This is a genomic window from Sphingomonas sp. AOB5 (assembly GCF_029433115.1).
Classification (GTDB): Bacteria; Pseudomonadota; Alphaproteobacteria; order Sphingomonadales; family Sphingomonadaceae; genus Sphingomonas.
Window position 1 is genome coordinate 75,261 of record NZ_JARNTV010000003.1, and the last position, 16,163, is coordinate 91,423.

At 67.2% G+C, this 16,163-nt stretch carries 14 protein-coding genes; 13 read left to right on the forward strand and 1 reads right to left on the reverse strand.

Features of this window, described 5'->3' with window-relative positions; all coding sequences use genetic code 11:
- Positions 1 to 10: 10 nt before the first annotated feature.
- From P1X14_RS02305 to P1X14_RS02345, 9 genes are all read left to right on the forward strand, one after another.
- Positions 11 to 1,354 carry a carotenoid oxygenase family protein gene (locus tag P1X14_RS02305; RefSeq protein WP_277313692.1) on the forward strand — a complete coding sequence of 448 codons (1,344 nt, stop codon included), beginning with the start codon at positions 11 to 13 and terminating at the stop codon, positions 1,352 to 1,354.
- A 30-nt stretch (positions 1,355 to 1,384) separates the two neighbouring features.
- Positions 1,385 to 1,783 (forward strand): putative quinol monooxygenase, encoded by a 399-nt coding sequence (locus P1X14_RS02310; RefSeq protein WP_277313693.1) that lies wholly within the window; start codon positions 1,385 to 1,387, stop codon positions 1,781 to 1,783.
- A 25-nt stretch (positions 1,784 to 1,808) separates the two neighbouring features.
- The gene (locus tag P1X14_RS02315) at positions 1,809 to 2,585 is read left to right on the forward strand and encodes an alpha/beta hydrolase (RefSeq protein WP_277313694.1); all 777 of its coding nucleotides are present in this window, start codon (positions 1,809 to 1,811) and stop codon (positions 2,583 to 2,585) included.
- Between the two features lie 316 nt (positions 2,586 to 2,901).
- The gene (locus tag P1X14_RS02320; RefSeq protein ID WP_277313695.1) at positions 2,902 to 3,951 is read left to right on the forward strand and encodes an ATP-binding protein; all 1,050 of its coding nucleotides are present in this window, start codon (positions 2,902 to 2,904) and stop codon (positions 3,949 to 3,951) included.
- Positions 3,948 to 4,643 carry a response regulator transcription factor gene (locus P1X14_RS02325; RefSeq protein WP_277313696.1) on the forward strand — a complete coding sequence of 232 codons (696 nt, stop codon included), beginning with the start codon at positions 3,948 to 3,950 and terminating at the stop codon, positions 4,641 to 4,643. Before P1X14_RS02320 ends, P1X14_RS02325 begins: the two co-directional genes overlap by 4 nt.
- 98 nt (positions 4,644 to 4,741) lie before the next feature.
- Positions 4,742 to 5,611, forward strand: coding sequence for a MipA/OmpV family protein (locus P1X14_RS02330; protein ID WP_277313697.1), 870 nt, complete (start codon positions 4,742 to 4,744; stop codon positions 5,609 to 5,611).
- Between the two features lie 84 nt (positions 5,612 to 5,695).
- A complete protein-coding gene (locus P1X14_RS02335) occupies positions 5,696 to 7,072 on the forward strand; it encodes an efflux transporter outer membrane subunit (protein ID WP_277313698.1) in 1,377 nt (458 codons plus the stop codon).
- Positions 7,069 to 8,151, forward strand: coding sequence for an efflux RND transporter periplasmic adaptor subunit (locus P1X14_RS02340; protein WP_277313699.1), 1,083 nt, complete (start codon positions 7,069 to 7,071; stop codon positions 8,149 to 8,151). The genes P1X14_RS02335 and P1X14_RS02340 overlap by 4 nt, the downstream gene beginning before the upstream one ends.
- A complete protein-coding gene (locus P1X14_RS02345; RefSeq protein ID WP_277313700.1) occupies positions 8,148 to 11,228 on the forward strand; it encodes an efflux RND transporter permease subunit in 3,081 nt (1,026 codons plus the stop codon). Before P1X14_RS02340 ends, P1X14_RS02345 begins: the two co-directional genes overlap by 4 nt.
- On the opposite strand, the gene P1X14_RS02350 is transcribed toward P1X14_RS02345, so the two are convergent.
- Positions 11,146 to 11,808: a DsbA family oxidoreductase gene (locus P1X14_RS02350; RefSeq protein ID WP_277313701.1), complete on the reverse strand. Its 663-nt coding sequence runs from the start codon at positions 11,806 to 11,808 to the stop codon at positions 11,146 to 11,148. The genes P1X14_RS02345 and P1X14_RS02350 overlap by 83 nt on opposite strands.
- A 140-nt stretch (positions 11,809 to 11,948) precedes the next feature.
- Between P1X14_RS02350 and P1X14_RS02355 the strand changes: the two genes are divergently transcribed.
- The 4 genes from P1X14_RS02355 (at position 11,949) to kdpB (ending at position 16,159) form a co-directional block, all read left to right on the forward strand.
- Positions 11,949 to 12,239 carry a hypothetical protein gene (locus tag P1X14_RS02355; protein ID WP_277313702.1) on the forward strand — a complete coding sequence of 97 codons (291 nt, stop codon included), beginning with the start codon at positions 11,949 to 11,951 and terminating at the stop codon, positions 12,237 to 12,239.
- 107 nt (positions 12,240 to 12,346) lie between these two features.
- Positions 12,347 to 12,436 carry a potassium-transporting ATPase subunit F gene (locus P1X14_RS02360; RefSeq protein ID WP_277313703.1) on the forward strand — a complete coding sequence of 30 codons (90 nt, stop codon included), beginning with the start codon at positions 12,347 to 12,349 and terminating at the stop codon, positions 12,434 to 12,436.
- Positions 12,437 to 12,446: 10 nt separating this feature from the next.
- Positions 12,447 to 14,147 carry a potassium-transporting ATPase subunit KdpA gene (gene kdpA / locus P1X14_RS02365; RefSeq protein WP_277313704.1) on the forward strand — a complete coding sequence of 567 codons (1,701 nt, stop codon included), beginning with the start codon at positions 12,447 to 12,449 and terminating at the stop codon, positions 14,145 to 14,147.
- Positions 14,148 to 14,158: 11 nt separating this feature from the next.
- Positions 14,159 to 16,159, forward strand: coding sequence for a potassium-transporting ATPase subunit KdpB (gene kdpB, locus P1X14_RS02370; RefSeq protein ID WP_277313705.1), 2,001 nt, complete (start codon positions 14,159 to 14,161; stop codon positions 16,157 to 16,159).
- The last annotated feature ends 4 nt before the right edge of the window (positions 16,160 to 16,163 follow it).

The following is a 16,163-nucleotide window of genomic DNA, read 5'->3' on the forward strand; positions in this document are numbered from 1 at the left end:
GGAGGTCACGATGTTCCGGAAACCACCCGACACGCCCTATATCACCGGCGTCCACACGCCGATGCGCGAGGAACTCACGATCGAAGATCTCGCCGTATCCGGCGAAATCCCCAAGGCGCTTCACGGACGCTATCTGCGCATGGGACCCAACCCCATGCATCCCAATCCGCGCAAGCATCACTGGTTCGCTGGCGACGGGATGATCCATGGCATCCGGATCGAGGACGGACAGGCGCTGTGGTATCGCAATCGCTGGATCCGCTCGACCGCGGTGACCAAGGCGCTCGACGAGCCGCTCACGCCGGGGCCGCGGCATCTGTTCGATACGGTCAATACCAATGTCGTCGGCTTTGGCGGGACGACGCTTGGTCTGATCGAGGCAGGCAGCACGCCGGTGGTGATCGGCGAGATGCTCGAGACCGAACGCTATACCGACTTTGCCGGCACCCTTCACGGCGGTCTGGCAGCGCATCCGCACGTCGATCCGCTAACCGGCGAGATGCTGGCGGTGAGCTATGACGCGGCAAAGTGGCGCGCGATCCGGTATCTGGCGATCGGACCCGAGGGCGAGGTCCGGCGCGACGTGAAGATCCCGGTGCGGCATGGTCCGATGATCCACGATTCCGCCTTTACCGGCCGGTACGCGATCATCCTCGATCTGCCCGTCACTTTCTCGCTCACCGCGGCGATTGCAGGCTACCAATTCCCTTATCGCTGGAACCCGAGCCATAAGGCGCGAGTCGGACTGTTACCGCGCGACGGCGAGGCAGGCGACATTATCTGGTGCCCGGTCGATCCCTGCTTCGTCTTCCACGCCGTAAACGCCTATGACGCGGCGGACGGTACGGTCGTACTAGATCTGGTCGTCCATGACCGGATGTTCTGGCAGCGCACCTCGGGACCAGATTCGCAGCAATGCGGACTGGAACGCTGGTCGATCGATCCGGCGACGCGCACCGTGATCCGTACGGTGATCGACCCGGCGCCGCAGGAATTTCCCCGGTGCGACGAGCGGCGGCTGGGCCAGCCCTATCGCTATGCCTATGCGATGGCGCTGACCGATCCCTTCCTCGGCACCGGCCTGTTCAAGCACGATCTAAGCAAGGGCACCCGGCAGGCGCATGGCTTCGGGCCGAACCGCCATCCCTGCGAGTTCGTGTTCGTCCCATCGCACACCGGCGCCGAAGAGGATGAAGGCTGGCTGATCGGCTTCGTTATCGATGCGATCGCACGGGTCACCGATCTGGTGATCCTCGATGCCCGGAATTTCGAGAGCGAGCCGCTGGCCAGCATCCGCGTGCCGCACATCATTCCCCCCGGCTTTCACGGCAATTGGGTGTGGGATGCCGACTGAACCGCAAACCCGTTTCGAAGGAGCCAAGAGATGCGCATTCCCCTGCTTTCGCTAAGCCTGCTGCTCTGCACGGCGTCCGCCGCTCCCGTGCAGGATCATGGCGGCATCCGCTATGCAGAGATCCCCGCCACGGCCTATGCCGTCGTCGCCGAGATTCAGGCGAAACCGGGCAAGGAAGACGAACTGCGCGCAATCACGCTGCCGCTGGTCGCCAACGTCCGCGCCGAGCCGAACAATCTGCTCTACTTCCTCCATGAGGATCGCGAGCGGCCCGGCCATTTCATCTTCTACGAGATCTTCGCCACCCAGGCGGACTTCGAGGCGCACAACGCCACCCCGCACGTCCAGGCGTGGTTCGCGCGGCTTTCCGAGCTGGCGGACGGGCCGGTGAAGGTGACGCGCATGCAGATATTGAACAACCGCCCGTGACTGGAGCCAGAAGGGAGATCATCAGATGAAGAAGGTACTCGCAGCACTCGCATCGGCGAGCCTCGCTACCAGCGTGCCACCGGCAATGGCCGGTCCGGATCGCGACCGCCCGACGATCGTGCTCGTCCATGGTGCGTTCGTCGATGGATCGGGCTGGGCCGGTGTCTACCAGATCCTGCGCAAGGACGGGTATCCGGTGATCGTGGTGCAGAACCCCACCATGTCGCTGGAAGACGATGTCGCCGCGACCCAACGGGCAATAGCCGCGGCACCTGGCGATGTCGTGCTGGTCGGCCATTCCTATGGCGGCGTCGTCATCACCGAGGCCGGATCGAACCCCAAGGTATCGGCGCTGGTCTATGTCGCCGCCTTCGCGCCGGATCAGGGCGAGTCCGTCTCGTCGATCGTCGCCAGCGCACCACCGGGCGCGCCCGCACTGCCGATCGTGGCGAGCGCCGATGGTATGCTGACGCTCGACAAGGCGAAGTTTCCGGCTCTGTTCGCCGCGGACCTGGCGCTCGAGACGGCGCAGTTCATGGCGGACTCGCAGCAGCCCTGGGGCGCCCGCGCGCTGGAAGGCAAGATCACGACGCCCGCTTGGAAATCGAAACCGAGCTGGTTCCTGATCCCACGTGACGACCTGATCATCCCGCCCACCGGCCAGCACAGCATGGCCCAGCGTGCCCGCGCGACGATCCGCGAGGTGCCGGGCAGCCACGCCTTCTTCGTGTCGAACCCCGCAGCCGTCGCGGCGATCATCGAAGAGGCTGCGACCGCCAAGGCGAAGAAGGCCGGACAGTAATCGGGTGGCGCTTTGCTTTGCGGTGAACCGGCTTCCCACCTGCCATCCCGTCAGGGTCGCGCGCAGGCGGGATAGGTCGAACCGAGCGGCCATTACGGAATCTCGCGCGAACGCATCGAGTTCATTGCCCGCGAACTTTCGAAGCGAAGCATCGCCGGTGAACGACTGACCGGATTTCGCGGGCAATTGTCCTGCTGCGGATCTCATCCGCCGATGAACGGGTGCAATCGGCGAAAGATTGATGGAAGGTTCGGCCGCCAGAAGCCGGTGCGAAGCCGCAAGCGGATTTCGCGGCCAACGATCAGGAGACGCCCAGATGCCCATCCCTCCCCGGCAAGGCGACCAGCGGAGCGGCACGTCGCTGACCTGGATCCTGTTCCCCTCGGTGATCCTCGTCATGGTGATGACGTTCATGGCGGTACAGGTGCTGGGCATCGTTCCCGACGCTGGCACCGTATCGCTCGTGGAGCGGATGGATCCCGGCAACCTCGCGCGCGAGGCCAGTGCGAACCTGCCGCTGATCCTGCTGATCGCGGTGCTGATGATGGGCGGCATCTTCGTGGCGCTGCGGCTCGGGCTGCGGCCGTTGCGGCAGATTTCGGAGCTGGCGGCGGGCATCGGTCCGGTCACGATCAGCCAGCGCCTGCCGCTGAGCGCTGCGCCGCGCGAGATCGCGCCGCTGGTCGCCGCGTTCAATTCCACGCTCGACCGGCTGGAGGCGGGCTGGCGCGCGCAGCGGGAATTCTCCGCCAACGCCGCGCATGAATTGCGGACGCCGCTCGCCAGCCTGCGTGCGCAGGTGGAGAGCCTGTTGGAGCCGGAGGACCGGCGCGACGCGATCGAGGAATTCGAGCGGCTCGGCCGGCTGATCACCCAGCTTCTGGCACTGGCCGAGGCAGATAGCGGCGAGGATGTGCGCAAGGAGAATTTCGATCTGGTCGCACTCGCACGCAGCCTCGCCAGCGATATGGCAAGCGGCATCGTGGCGGGCGGACGCAGCATCGCGTTCGATAGCGAAACGGATCGCTGGATGTGCCTGGGAGCGCCCGGTCTGGTCGAAGTGGCGATCCGCAACCTGATCGAGAATGCGGTGCGCCATGCCCCCGCCGGAAGCGAGATCGCGCTGTCGGTCGACGGATCGGGCAGGCTTGCGGTCAGCGACGACGGACCAGGGGTGCCGAAGGCGTTCCGGACGCGGCTGTTCGAACGCTTCAGCAAGGCCGACGCGCAAGGCCCCGGCGCCGGACTGGGGCTGTCGATCGTCCGGCGCGTCATGACGGTGCATGGCGGCGAGGCGCGGTACGACCCCGCGGCATCGGGCGCCCGCTTCCTGCTCGACTTTTCCGGACGCGGGGCCGCCCGGTGAGAGTGCTGTATATCGAGGATAATGCGAAGCTGGGCGAGGCGACCCGCAAGTCGCTGACCCGCGCAGGCTTCGCCGTCGATCGCTTCGCCACGGCCGAGGATGGATGGCACGCGTCGCAGGTGGCGCCCTATGATGTGGTCATCCTCGACATCATGCTCGCCCGGCCGGAAGGGCTGGCGCCGCAGAGCGGGCTGGATCTGCTGTCGCGGATGCGCGCCGCGGGGATCGCCACGCCGGTGCTGTTGCTCACCGCATTGGGCAGTGTCGGCGAACGGGTGCGCGGGCTCGATGCCGGGGCCGACGATTATCTGGTCAAGCCGTTCGCGGTGGAGGAACTGATCGCGCGGCTGCGCGCGCTGGCGCGGCGGCCCCAGCCGCTGGCCGATGCGGTGATCCACTACGGCAATCTCGTCTATGACATCGCCGCGCGCGAAGTGGCGGTCGGCGAGGGCCGCGCCGGCCTGTCACGCGGCGAAAGCATCATCCTCGAACGCTTCCTGCGCGCGCCGAACCGGGTGATCACCCGCGGGCAGCTTGGCGAGAGCCTGCATTCGATGGAGCAGGATTTCACCGACAACTCGATCCAGGTCCATATCCACCGGGTTCGCGCGAAGCTGACCGAACTGGGCGCCAGCGTGTCGATCCGCACGCTGCGCGGGCTGGGTTACATGGCCATCGCCACGCCGGAATAGGCCCGCCGCAATTTTTCGCCGACAAAGTTTCGTGCCCGAAAGCTTCGCGGAAGATTGGCGGGGCAAGGCAAGGGTCTCATCACCCGGAGACCCCCTGTATGCCCCCTCCCCCCGCCGGCCGTCAGATCGCTCACCTTCTCGCGACGCGCACCGCACTTGCCGCACCTCTGCTCCTGCTCGCCTGCTGGACCGGCACTGCCCATGCGCAGGTCGAGCCGCCCGCCAGCCCGACCTTGTCCGATCCGGCTGCTCAAGCGCCCGACGGGCCGCCCGATGGTCCCGGCGGCCCGGGCGGCGATCACTTCATGATCGGCGTCGGTGCGATGTACGCGCCGGTGCACCACGGCGCCGACAAATACATGATCCAGCCGCTCCCCGCGATCGACATCAAATGGGGTCCGCTGTTCGTCAATTTCCAGAACGGCATCGGCGTTGCCCCGATCGATACCGAGTTCGTCACGGTCGGCGCCGGTCTGGTGCTGGCCGACGGATATAGGTCCAAGGACGTACCGGCCGGTGTCGGCAAGCTATCGACCGGCATGGGTGCGCGCGGCTTCGTGTCGCTGCGCCAGTTCGGGTTCGAGGCAACGGTGGGCGTGACCAAGATCGTCACCGGCAGCACCGAAGGCATGGTCGCCGATGCCAGCCTCTCCTATCCGATCATGGTCAGCGAGCGCTTCATGCTGATGCCCTCGATCGGCACCACCTGGGGCGACAAGAAGCACAACAATCGCTATTTCGGCATCACCCAGCAGCAGTCGCTCGCATCAGGCCTGCCGCGCTTCACCACCGGCAGCGGCTTTATCGACGCCAAAGCCGAAGTCGGAGTCATGTACCGCCTGACCGACCGCATCACGCTCGGCGCTTCGGGCGGCGTGACCACATTGATGGGCGCCGTGAAGGACAGCCCGATCGTCGAGCATCGCACCCGTCCGTTCGGCCTGGTCTTTGTAGGCTACAGCTTCTGACCATGACGCCGCGCGGGAGATGCGGGCTCAGGGGTAGCTGCTAGCCCCTGCGTCCGCATCGACCGCGCGACCGGAGATCCATCGATGAAAGCCGTTTCCGCAGTCGCGCCCGCGATGCTGGCGCTGCTGGGCGCGTGTGCCGTCCAGCCTGCCTATCAGCGCCCGGCGCTGGACCTGCCCGCAACCTGGCACAATGCGTCCGGAGCCGATGCACCGCTCCCGGCGATGCAACCGGACTGGTGGACCGCGCTCGGCGATCCTGCGGTCGACCGGCTGGTGGCATCAGGTCTCGCGGACAACCCGACTTTGGCCGAAGCGATTGCGCGAGTCGATCAGGCGCGGGCGATGGCAGGTGTGCAGGATGCACGGCGCCTGCCCGCCATCGGCGCGACTGGAAACCTGGGTCATTCCGCCGCATCGGGCAGAGGAACAACCGACCAGACCTCCGCTGGCATCGGCCTGAGCCTAGGCTGGGAACTCGATCTGTGGGGCCGGGTCCGCGAAAGCGCGGCTGCCGCGCGGCACCGGCTGGACGCGCGCACCGCCGATGCTGAGGCGGCCCGGCTGTCGATCGTCGGCGAGATTGCGGACACGGCGCTGGCGCTGCGTGCGTGCAACCTGGTCGACGCCATTCGCGAACGCGACATCGCGTCGCGCGAAGCCGAGCTGGCGATTGTCCGCACCCGGATCGACTATGGCCAGGCAGCGCCGGTCGAAGCGGCAAGCGCGCAGAGCAACCTCGCGCTCGCCCGGACCGAGCAGGTCGCGCAGGAGGAATCCTGCCGCCGCCTCGTCGATGCGCTGGTGGCGCTCTGCGGGGTCGATGCGGGGACGGTGGAGCAACTCCTGACCGGCGATCTGCCGTCACCTCCGCCCTTCGCCCCCGCCCTTCCCGCAACCGTCCTGCTCACCCATCCGGCTGTCGTGGCGGCGGAGCGCGAAGTCGCCGCACGCTGGTCGGAGATCGCAGTGGCACGGGCCGATCGGCTGCCGCGGATCGACCTGACCGCACTGCTGACCGGCCAATGGCTCCGCACGCTGGGATCGAGCGATACCCAGGCCAGCGGCTCGATCGGCGCTGGGCTTTCCGTTCCCCTGCTCGATGGCGGTGCGGGCTTGGCCAATGTCCGGTTCGCCGAAGCGGCCTATCGCGAAGCGCTGGCGCGGCTGGTCTCGACGCTCCGGACTACGGTGCGCGAGATCGAGGATGCGCTGGCGGCACAGCAATCGGCCGCGGCACGCATCGAGACATCGCGCGAGGCGCTCGCCGCCGCGCAGTTCACGCTGACTGCCAGCGAAGCCCGGCTGCGGTTCGGCGCAATCGCATCCTATGAGATGGAGGAAGCCCGCCGGCAGTTCCGGCTGGCGCAGGAAAGCGCGATCACCGCCCGGGCCGACCTGGCGCGTGCATGGGTCGCGCTGGTCCGCCGGACGGGCCCGGGCTGGAGTGCCGGGCGATGAGCGCGGAAGCCGCAACCGGATCGCGCCGCCGGACCCTGACCCTGGCGGTGGGTATCGTGATCGCTCTCACCGTCGCCGTTGGTGCGTATCTGCTGTGGGGCGCGGGCACATCACCGGCGACACAACAGCCCCAAGCCGCGCTGACCGTCACCATCGCCACGCCAACCCGGACCACCTGGCCGATCACACTCACGGCATCGGGGGTCATCGCCCCGTGGCAGGAAGCCAGCATCGGCACGCAGATCGGCAGCTATCAGCTGATCGAGATCCGCGTGAATGTCGGCGACCGGGTCCGGCGCGGACAGATACTCGCGCGGCTCAACCCCGCCTTGCTGCAAGCCGAGGAAGCGCAATTGCTCGCACGATTCGGACAGGCGGATGCGAACAACCGGCGCGCGATCGCACTGAAGGCGGCCGGTGCGATCAGCGAGCAGGACGCGCTTCAGGCCGAGACCGAGGCGAAGACCGCCGCGGCGCTGCTGGCGGCCAAGCGGCTGGAGCTTCGCTACACCTTCATCCTCGCGCCGGACGACGGCGTGATCAGCGCACGCACCGCGACATTGGGCGCCGTGATGCCGGCGGGTCAGGAACTCTTCCGGATGATCCGCAGGCATAAGCTGGAATGGCGCGGCGAACTGACCGCGCCACAGCTCCTGTCGGTGGCTCCCGGCCAGCGGATCGCACTGCGACTGCCGGACGGCAACGCCGCAAGCGCGACCGTACGCCAGGCCGCTCCGGCGATGGACGGCCAGTCACGGCTCGCCATCGTCTACGCCGATCTCTCGCCGGGAAGCCGTGCACGGGCGGGCATGTATGTGACCGGCGAGATCGCGACCGGCGAATCCCCTGCCCTTGCCGTGCCTGCCGAATGCGTGGTGGTTCGCGATGGCCGCAGCCATGTGGCGATCGCAGGTCCTGGTGCCACGCCCAAGGTAACGCTCCTGATCGTGACGACCGGCAGGCGGCGCGGCGACAGCATCGAGATCCGATCCGGCCTGCAAGGCAATGAGCGGCTGGTGCTGCGCGGCGCGGCCTTTCTGGGCGAAGGCGATGTCGTTCGCATCGCGGGTGCCAAATGAACTTCGCGTCCTGGTCGATCCGCAATCCGATCCCGTCCATCCTGTTCTTCGTGCTGCTGACGGTCGCGGGCATCCACGGCTTCTCCCGGCTGGTGGTACAGGACCTGCCCGACATGGCGCTGCCCTCGGTCTCGCTGGTCGCCGCCTTGCCCGGCGCGACACCCGCCCAGCTCGAAACCGAGATCGCTCGGCCCATCGAGGATGCGCTCTCCGCAATCGATGGCCTGCGCCATGTCACCACTTCGATCAGCGACGGTGCGGTGCAGATCGAAGCAAGCTTCGTTCTCGAAAAGCCGCTGTCCGAGGCGCTGATCCAGACCAAGGACGCGGTGGACGCGATCCGCTCCGACCTGCCAGCCGACATGCTCCAGCCGAGCGTCAGCGCGTCCAGCTTCGTCTTCGCGCCGGTGATGGCCTATGCGGCAAGCTCGTCGCGCCGGGATGAAGAGGCGCTGTCCTGGTTCATCGACGACAGCCTGACCAAGGCAGTGCGCGCGGTGCCCGGCGTCGGCAAGGTCGAGCGGCTGGGCGGCGTGCAGCGCGAGGTTCGCGTAACCGTCGATCCCGCGCGGCTCGCGGCGCTGGGCGTGACGGCGGGCGACGTCTCCCGCGCGCTGCGTGAGGTGCAACAGCAAAGCTCCGGCGGCCGCGGACAGCTGGGCGGCGGCGAACAATCGGTCCGCACCATTGCCACCGTCGTGCAGGCGTCCGAACTGGCGGCGCTGCCGATCGTGGTGGCCGGTGGGCGGCAGGTGCGGCTCGATCAGGTCGCCACGGTCGAGGATGGCACGGCGGAACGGAGCCAGGCGGCGCTGCTCGACGGCAAACATGTCGTCGGCTTCCGCATCTATCGCGCGCGCGGCGCGGGCGAGACCGAAGTCGCGGATGGCGTCCGTGCCGCGCTCGACAAGCTCCAGCGCAGCAATCCCGATCTCGTCCTTACTCCCGCGGGCGGATCGATCGACTATACGATCGAGCAATATGACGGCTCGATGGCGATGCTCTATGAAGGGGCGCTCCTCGCCATCCTCGTCGTCTGGCTGTTCCTGCGCGACTGGCGGGCGACGCTGATCGCAGCGACCGCGCTGCCGCTGTCGATCCTGCCGACCTTCGCCGCGATGAACTGGCTGGGCTATACGCTCAATACGCTGACCCTGCTGGCGCTGGCGGCGGTAGTGGGCATCCTGGTCGATGACGCCATCGTCGAGGTCGAGAATATCGAGCGCCACCGCCGCATGGGCAAGCCGGTGATGGAAGCGACCGAGGATGCGGTGAACGAAATTGCCAAGGCGGTGATCGCGACGACTTTCACGCTGGTGGCGGTGTTCCTGCCGACCGCGCTGATGTCCGGCTTCGCGGGGCTGTTCTTCACCCCCTTTGGCTGGACCGCGGTGATCGCGGTACTCGCCTCGCTGCTGGTCGCGCGGCTGTTGACGCCGATGATGGCCGCCTATTTCCTGACGGGCCATGTCGCCGCCGCGCGCGAGGATAGCCGCGTGATGCGCAGCTATCTCTCGGCCACGCGATGGAGCCTGGCGCATCCGGGCCTGATCATGGCGGCGACCGGCGCCTTCCTCGCCGGATCGATCGCGCTGCTGCCGCTGATTCCCACCGGCTTCCTGCCCCCCGACGATCGCAGCCTGATCGACGTATCGATCGAGCTTCCGCCGGGCAGCGCCCTGTCCGCCACCGAACGCACCGCGGGCGAGGTTGGGGCGGCGCTAAAGGATATCGCCGGGATCGAGCGCATCTTCACCGTGGCCGGCGCCGCAGGAGACGGCGACGCGGCCGATGCCGGCGGTGTCCGCCGCGCCGAGACGACGCTGTTGCTCACGCCGCGCGGATCGCGGCCGTCCAAATCGCTGATCCAGGCCGAGGTCCGCGCGCGGCTGGCCAACATCCCCGGCGCGCGCTTCTCGGTCGGCGATGGCGGCAGCGGCAAGATCGAACTGATCCTTGCCGGAGCCGATGCGGCAGCGCTGGGCGTCACCGCCGAGCGCGTGGTCCGCGAAATGCGCGATGTCGGCACGCTATCCAACATCAGCTCGACCGCCAGCCTCGACCGACCGGAAATCATCATCCGCCCGGACCTGCAGCGTGCCGCCGAACGCGGCGTGACCGCGGAGGCGATCGGCGAGGTCGTCCGCATCGCGACCAGCGGCGATTTCGACGCACAGGTCGCGCGGATGAACCTCGACAGCCGCCAGATCTTCATCCGCACCCGCATGGCCGATGCCGCGCGCGCGGATATCGATACCATCGCCAATCTGCGCGTGGCCGGGCGCGACGGGCCGGTGCCGCTGGGCAGCATCGCCACGATCGGCGTCGAGAGCGGCCCCTCGCAGATCAACCGCTATGACCGCGAACGCTATATCAGCGTCACCGCCGATCTGAACGGCATGGCCCAGGGCGACGCACTGGCGCGGATCGACGCACTGCCCGCCATTCGCGCGATGCCGTCCGGCGTGGCGCTCAGTCCGGCGGGCGGCGCGGAGATCGGCGGGGAGATTGCGAGCGGCTTCGGCGTCGCGCTGATCGCGGGGGTGCTGTGCATCTATTGCGTGCTGGTGCTGCTGTTCCGCGATTTCCTCCAGCCGGTGACGATCCTTTCGGCCATCCCGCTGTCGATCGGCGGCGCGTTCGTGGCGCTGCTGCTCGGTGGCAGCGCGCTCGATATGCCGGCGATGATCGGGCTGATCATGCTGATGGGCATCGTCACCAAGAATTCGATCCTGCTGGTCGAATATGCGATCCTGGGGATCACCGAGCGCGGCCTGTCACGCAACGACGCGCTGATCGAGGCCTGCCGCAACCGCGCCCGGCCGATCGTCATGACGACGGTGGCGATGATCGCCGGCATGGCACCGATCGCGCTGGGCTTCGGCGCCGACGCCAGCTTCCGTCAGCCCATGGCCATCGCGGTGATCGGTGGCCTGCTGACCTCGACTGCGCTCAGCCTGCTCGTCGTACCGGTGGTGTTCGCGCTGGTCGACTCTATCGAACGGCTGCTTCTGCCTCGGCGGCGATCGCACGCAGCTGACGCTCGAACTCTTCCGGAGGCTGCCCGCCCGAAATGAGATAGCGATCGTTCACGACGACCGCCGGGACGCTGCTGATCCCGCGGCTTTGCCACAGCGCTTCCTCGGCACGAACCTGATCGGCATAGCGATCGGATTCCAGCACCGCGCGCGCAGCCGCGCCATCGAGGCCGACATCTTCGGCACCCGCGACAAGCGCCTCATGGTCGCCCGGATCGGCCTGATCGGTGAAATTGAGCGCGAGTAGCCGGCGCTTGAGATCGAGCTGACGCCCCTCCTCCTTCGCCCATGCGAGCAGGCGGTGCGCGTCAAAGGTATTGTAGATCCGGCTGTCGTCGGACGTGTTCATGACGAAGCCGACCCCGGCGGCACGCTCGCGGATCATGTCGCGGCTGGCGCGGATCTGCGCCGGGGCCATGCCGTATTTCTCACCGATATGCTCGAGGCCATTCTGACCGCCCACCGGCATGTTCGGGTTCAGCTCGAACGGATGGAAGCTGATGTCCGCGCCGACCACGCCCTTCAGCGTATCGAGCGCCCGTTCCAGCCCGCCCAAGCCGACCGCGCACCAGGGGCAGGCGATGTCGGACACGAAATCGATCTTGAGCGTCTGGGTCACGGGCCGGGTCTCCGAATGGCGATGCCACAAGGTTGGTATTCGCACGCCCACCGGCAAGCCCCGCCGTCTTTACGCGGCCTTTATGCCGCCGCCGATCTTTCCCATGGAACCTTAACGCCCCTACGCACCACATCGCGGCGATGAACAGGGCAGTCTATCGGACAGCGTTGCAGCGCATCGGCACAGGCGAACGCTGGTGGGCGGCGGAGATCGCCGTCCGCAGCGCAGGCATGGCGCTGCTCGGCGGTTGCCTGGCCTCTGCCGCGGCACTCCACCGCTCGCTCCAGCAGCCCTCCCACCCCCTCACCACGCCCGAGTTCGCGCTCGCGGCGCTGGCGGTGCTCGGCTGGTGGTTCGGCTGGGCGGCGCTGATCGAGGGGCCGGGCCTGTTCAGACTGGTTCCCGTCCCCGGCCGCGGCTGGATGGCATAAGGAGATACGCAACGTGACCGACCTGATCTGGCTGGCGGCGGTGGGGGGATTGTTCCTGCTCACCCTCGCCTATGTCGCCCTGTGCGACGCTTCGTGAGGGCGCGGCGATGACGCTTTCCCTCACGCTCGCCGGCCTCACCGCGCTGGGGCTGCTCCTCTATCTCGTCGCCGTGCTCGTGCGGCCCGAAAAATTCTGAAGGCACCGCCATGACCATTCAGGGCTGGACGCTGATCCTCGTCTTCGTTGCCATCCTCATCGCGCTCGCAAAGCCGATGGGGATCTGGCTTTTCGCACTTTATGAAGGGCGGCGGACGCCGCTCCACACCATTCTCGGTCCCGTCGAACGCGGCTTCTACAAGGCTGCCGGGATCGATCCGAACGCCGAGATGGGCTGGCGCCGCTACGCTGTGCACATGCTGCTCTTCCAGCTGGCCGTGCTGCTCTTCACCTATTTCGTCCTGCGCTTTCAGGACGTGCTGCCGCTCAATCCGCGCGGGCTGGCGGGGTTCAGTCCCGATCTCGCGTTCAACACCGCGGTCAGCTTCACCACCAACACCAACTGGCAGAGCTACTCGGGCGAGAATCTCTCGATCCTCAGCCAGATGCTGGGCTTGGGCATCCATAACTTCCTGTCGGCCGCGACCGGCATCGCGATCGCATTCGCGCTGTTTCGCGGTTTCGCGCGGCGTGAGGCTGGCGGCATCGGCAATTTCTGGGCCGATCTGACGCGCGTCACCCTGTACCTGCTGGTGCCGATCTGCGTCGTCTATTCGCTCTACCTGATCGCCAGCGGCGTGCCGCAGACCTTCACCACCAGCGTCGACGCCACCACGCTGGAAGGCGCGAAGCAAACCATCCTGCTCGGCCCCGTCGCCAGCCAGGAAGCGATCAAGATGCTGGGCACCAATGGCGGCGGCATCTTCAACGCCAATTCCGCGCACCCGTTCGAGAACCCCAGCGCAGTCACCAACTTCGTGCAGATGGTGTCGATCTTCCTGATCGGCGTCGGGCTCACCTGGACCTTCGGCAAGGCGGTGGGCAACCCACGCCAGGGCTGGGCGATCCTCTCGGCGATGATGATCCTGTTCCTCGCCGGCACTGCGGTGATTTACTGGCAGGAAGCGGCGGGCAACCCGGTGCATCACGCCGTGGGCCTGACCGGCGGCAACATGGAGGGCAAGGAAGTCCGCTTCGGCGTCGCCGCATCGGCCCTGTTCGCAGCGGTCACCACGGCCGCTTCCTGCGGCGCGGTCAATGCGATGCATGACAGCTTCACCGCGCTGGGCGGGATGATCCCGATGTTCAACATCCAGCTGGGCGAGGTGATCATCGGCGGCGTGGGTGCGGGCATGTACGGCTTCCTGCTGTTCGCCATCCTAGCGATTTTCGTCGCCGGGCTGATGGTCGGCCGCACGCCGGAATATGTCGGCAAGAAGATCGAGGCGCGCGAAGTGAAGTTCGCGGTGCTGGCCATCGCGGTGCTGCCTTTGGTGATCCTGGGCTTCACCGCCGTCGCCAGCGTGCTGCCCGCCGGGCTTGCAGGTCCGCTCAACAAGGGTCCGCATGGCTTCAGCGAGATCCTCTATGCCTTCTCGTCGGCGGCGGGGAACAACGGCTCGGCCTTTGCGGGCCTGACCGCGGCAACGCCCTTTTATGACGGGCTGCTGGGCGCGGCGATGTGGATCGGGCGCTTCTTCATGATCGTCCCCGCGCTCGCCATTGCCGGTTCGCTCGCCGCCAAGAAGGTCCATCCGGCCAGCGCGGGCTCGTTCCCGACGACCGGACCGCTCTGGATCGGGCTGCTGGTCGGCATCGTGCTGATCGTCGGCGGCCTCACCTTCCTCCCCAGCCTCGCGCTCGGCCCCATCGCGGATCACTTCGCGATGACCAGCGGCCAGCTCTTCTGAAGGCACAGACCATGACTGCTCAATCCATGTTTTCGGCTGAACTGATCGGCCCCGCCATTGGCGATGCGTTCAGAAAACTGAACCCGCGCGAGCTGGTGAAGAACCCCGTCCTGTTCACCACTGCGGTGGTGGCGTTGCTGCTCACCGTGTTGCTGGCGGTGGGCGGGGACGCCCTCTCCTTCGGCTTCCAGATTCAACTGATCGCTTGGCTGTGGCTGACCGTATTGTTCGGCACCTTTGCCGAGGCGCTTGCCGAAGGTCGCGGCCGCGCCCAGGCCGCTTCGCTGCGCGCCGCCAAGGCCGAGCTGACCGCCCGCCTGCCCGACGGCAAGACCGTCGCCGCGAGTACGTTGAAACGCGGCGATATCGTGATCGTCCAGACGGGCGACCTGATCCCCGCCGATGGCGAAGTGATCGAGGGCGTCGCATCAGTCAACGAAGCCGCGATCACCGGCGAAAGCGCGCCGGTGATCCGCGAGGCCGGCGGCGACCGTTCGGCGGTGACCGCGGGCACGCGCGTCATCTCCGACCGGATCAAGGTCCGCGTCACGCAGGAGCCCGGTCAGGGTTTCCTCGACCGCATGATCGCGCTGGTCGAAGGCGCCGAGCGGCAGAAGACTCCCAACGAAATCGCACTGACGATCCTGCTGGTCGGCCTGACGATCATCTTCCTGATCGCGGTCGCGACCATTCCCGCATTCGCCAGCTATGCGGGCGGTAGCATCCCGGTGGCGATCCTCGCCGCGCTGCTGATCACGCTGATCCCGACCACCATCGCCGCCCTACTCTCCGCCATCGGCATTGCGGGCATGGACCGGCTGGTGCGCTTCAACGTGCTCGCCAAGTCGGGCCGCGCGGTCGAGGCGGCAGGCGACGTCGATGTGCTGCTGCTCGACAAGACCGGTACCATCACCGTCGGCGACCGCGCCGCGAGCGAGTTCCGCGCGCTGACCGGCGTCGCGGTGGACGATCTCGCCCGCACCGCTTTGCTGGCCAGTCTGGCCGATGAGACGCCCGAGGGCCGCTCCATCGTCACTCTGGCCGGGGGCCGCACCACCGAGCTACCCGACGGCGCGGAAGTCATCCCCTTCACTGCCCAGACCCGCATTTCCGGCGTGAAGCTGGACGGCAGCCTGATCCAGAAGGGCGCGGTCGACGCGATCCTGCGCGCCAATCCGGGCGTGGGCGAAACCGCCGCCGCCACCGAGCTGCGCCGTATCACCGACGAGGTCGCCCGTTCGGGCCAGACCCCGCTGGCAGTGGCGCGCGACGGCAGGCTGCTTGGCGTGATCGCGCTGAAAGACGTGATCAAGGCGGGGGTACGCGAACGTTTCGCCGAGCTGCGCCGGATGGGCATCCGCACGGTGATGATCACCGGCGACAACCCCCTCACCGCCGCCGCCATCGCCGCCGAGGCCGGCGTCGACGATTTCCTCGCCGAAGCGACGCCGGAGGACAAGCTGGCGCTGATCCGCAAGGAACAGCAGGGCGGCCGCCTCGTCGCGATGTGCGGTGACGGCACCAACGATGCCCCTGCCCTCGCCCAGGCCGATGTCGGCGTGGCGATGAACACCGGCACCCAAGCGGCGCGCGAAGCCGGCAACATGGTCGATCTCGACAGCGATCCGACCAAGCTGATCGAGATCGTCGGCCTGGGAAAGCAATTGCTGATGACCCGCGGCGCGCTGACCACCTTTTCGGTCGCCAACGATGTCGCAAAATATTTTGCGATCATCCCAGCGATGTTCATCGCTTTCTATCCGGGCCTCGGCGTTTTGAACGTGATGGGACTGGCCTCGCCCAACAGCGCGATCCTGTCCGCGATCATCTTCAACGCGCTGATCATCCCGCTGCTGGTGCCGCTGGCGCTGAAGGGCGTGACCTATCGCCCGGTCGGCGCAGGCCAGCTGCTCGCCCGCAATCTCGCCATCTACGGCATCGGCGGCCTGATCGCGCCGTTCGTCGGGATCAAGCTGATCGACCTCGCCGTAAGCGGCCTCCACCTCGCCTGAGGAA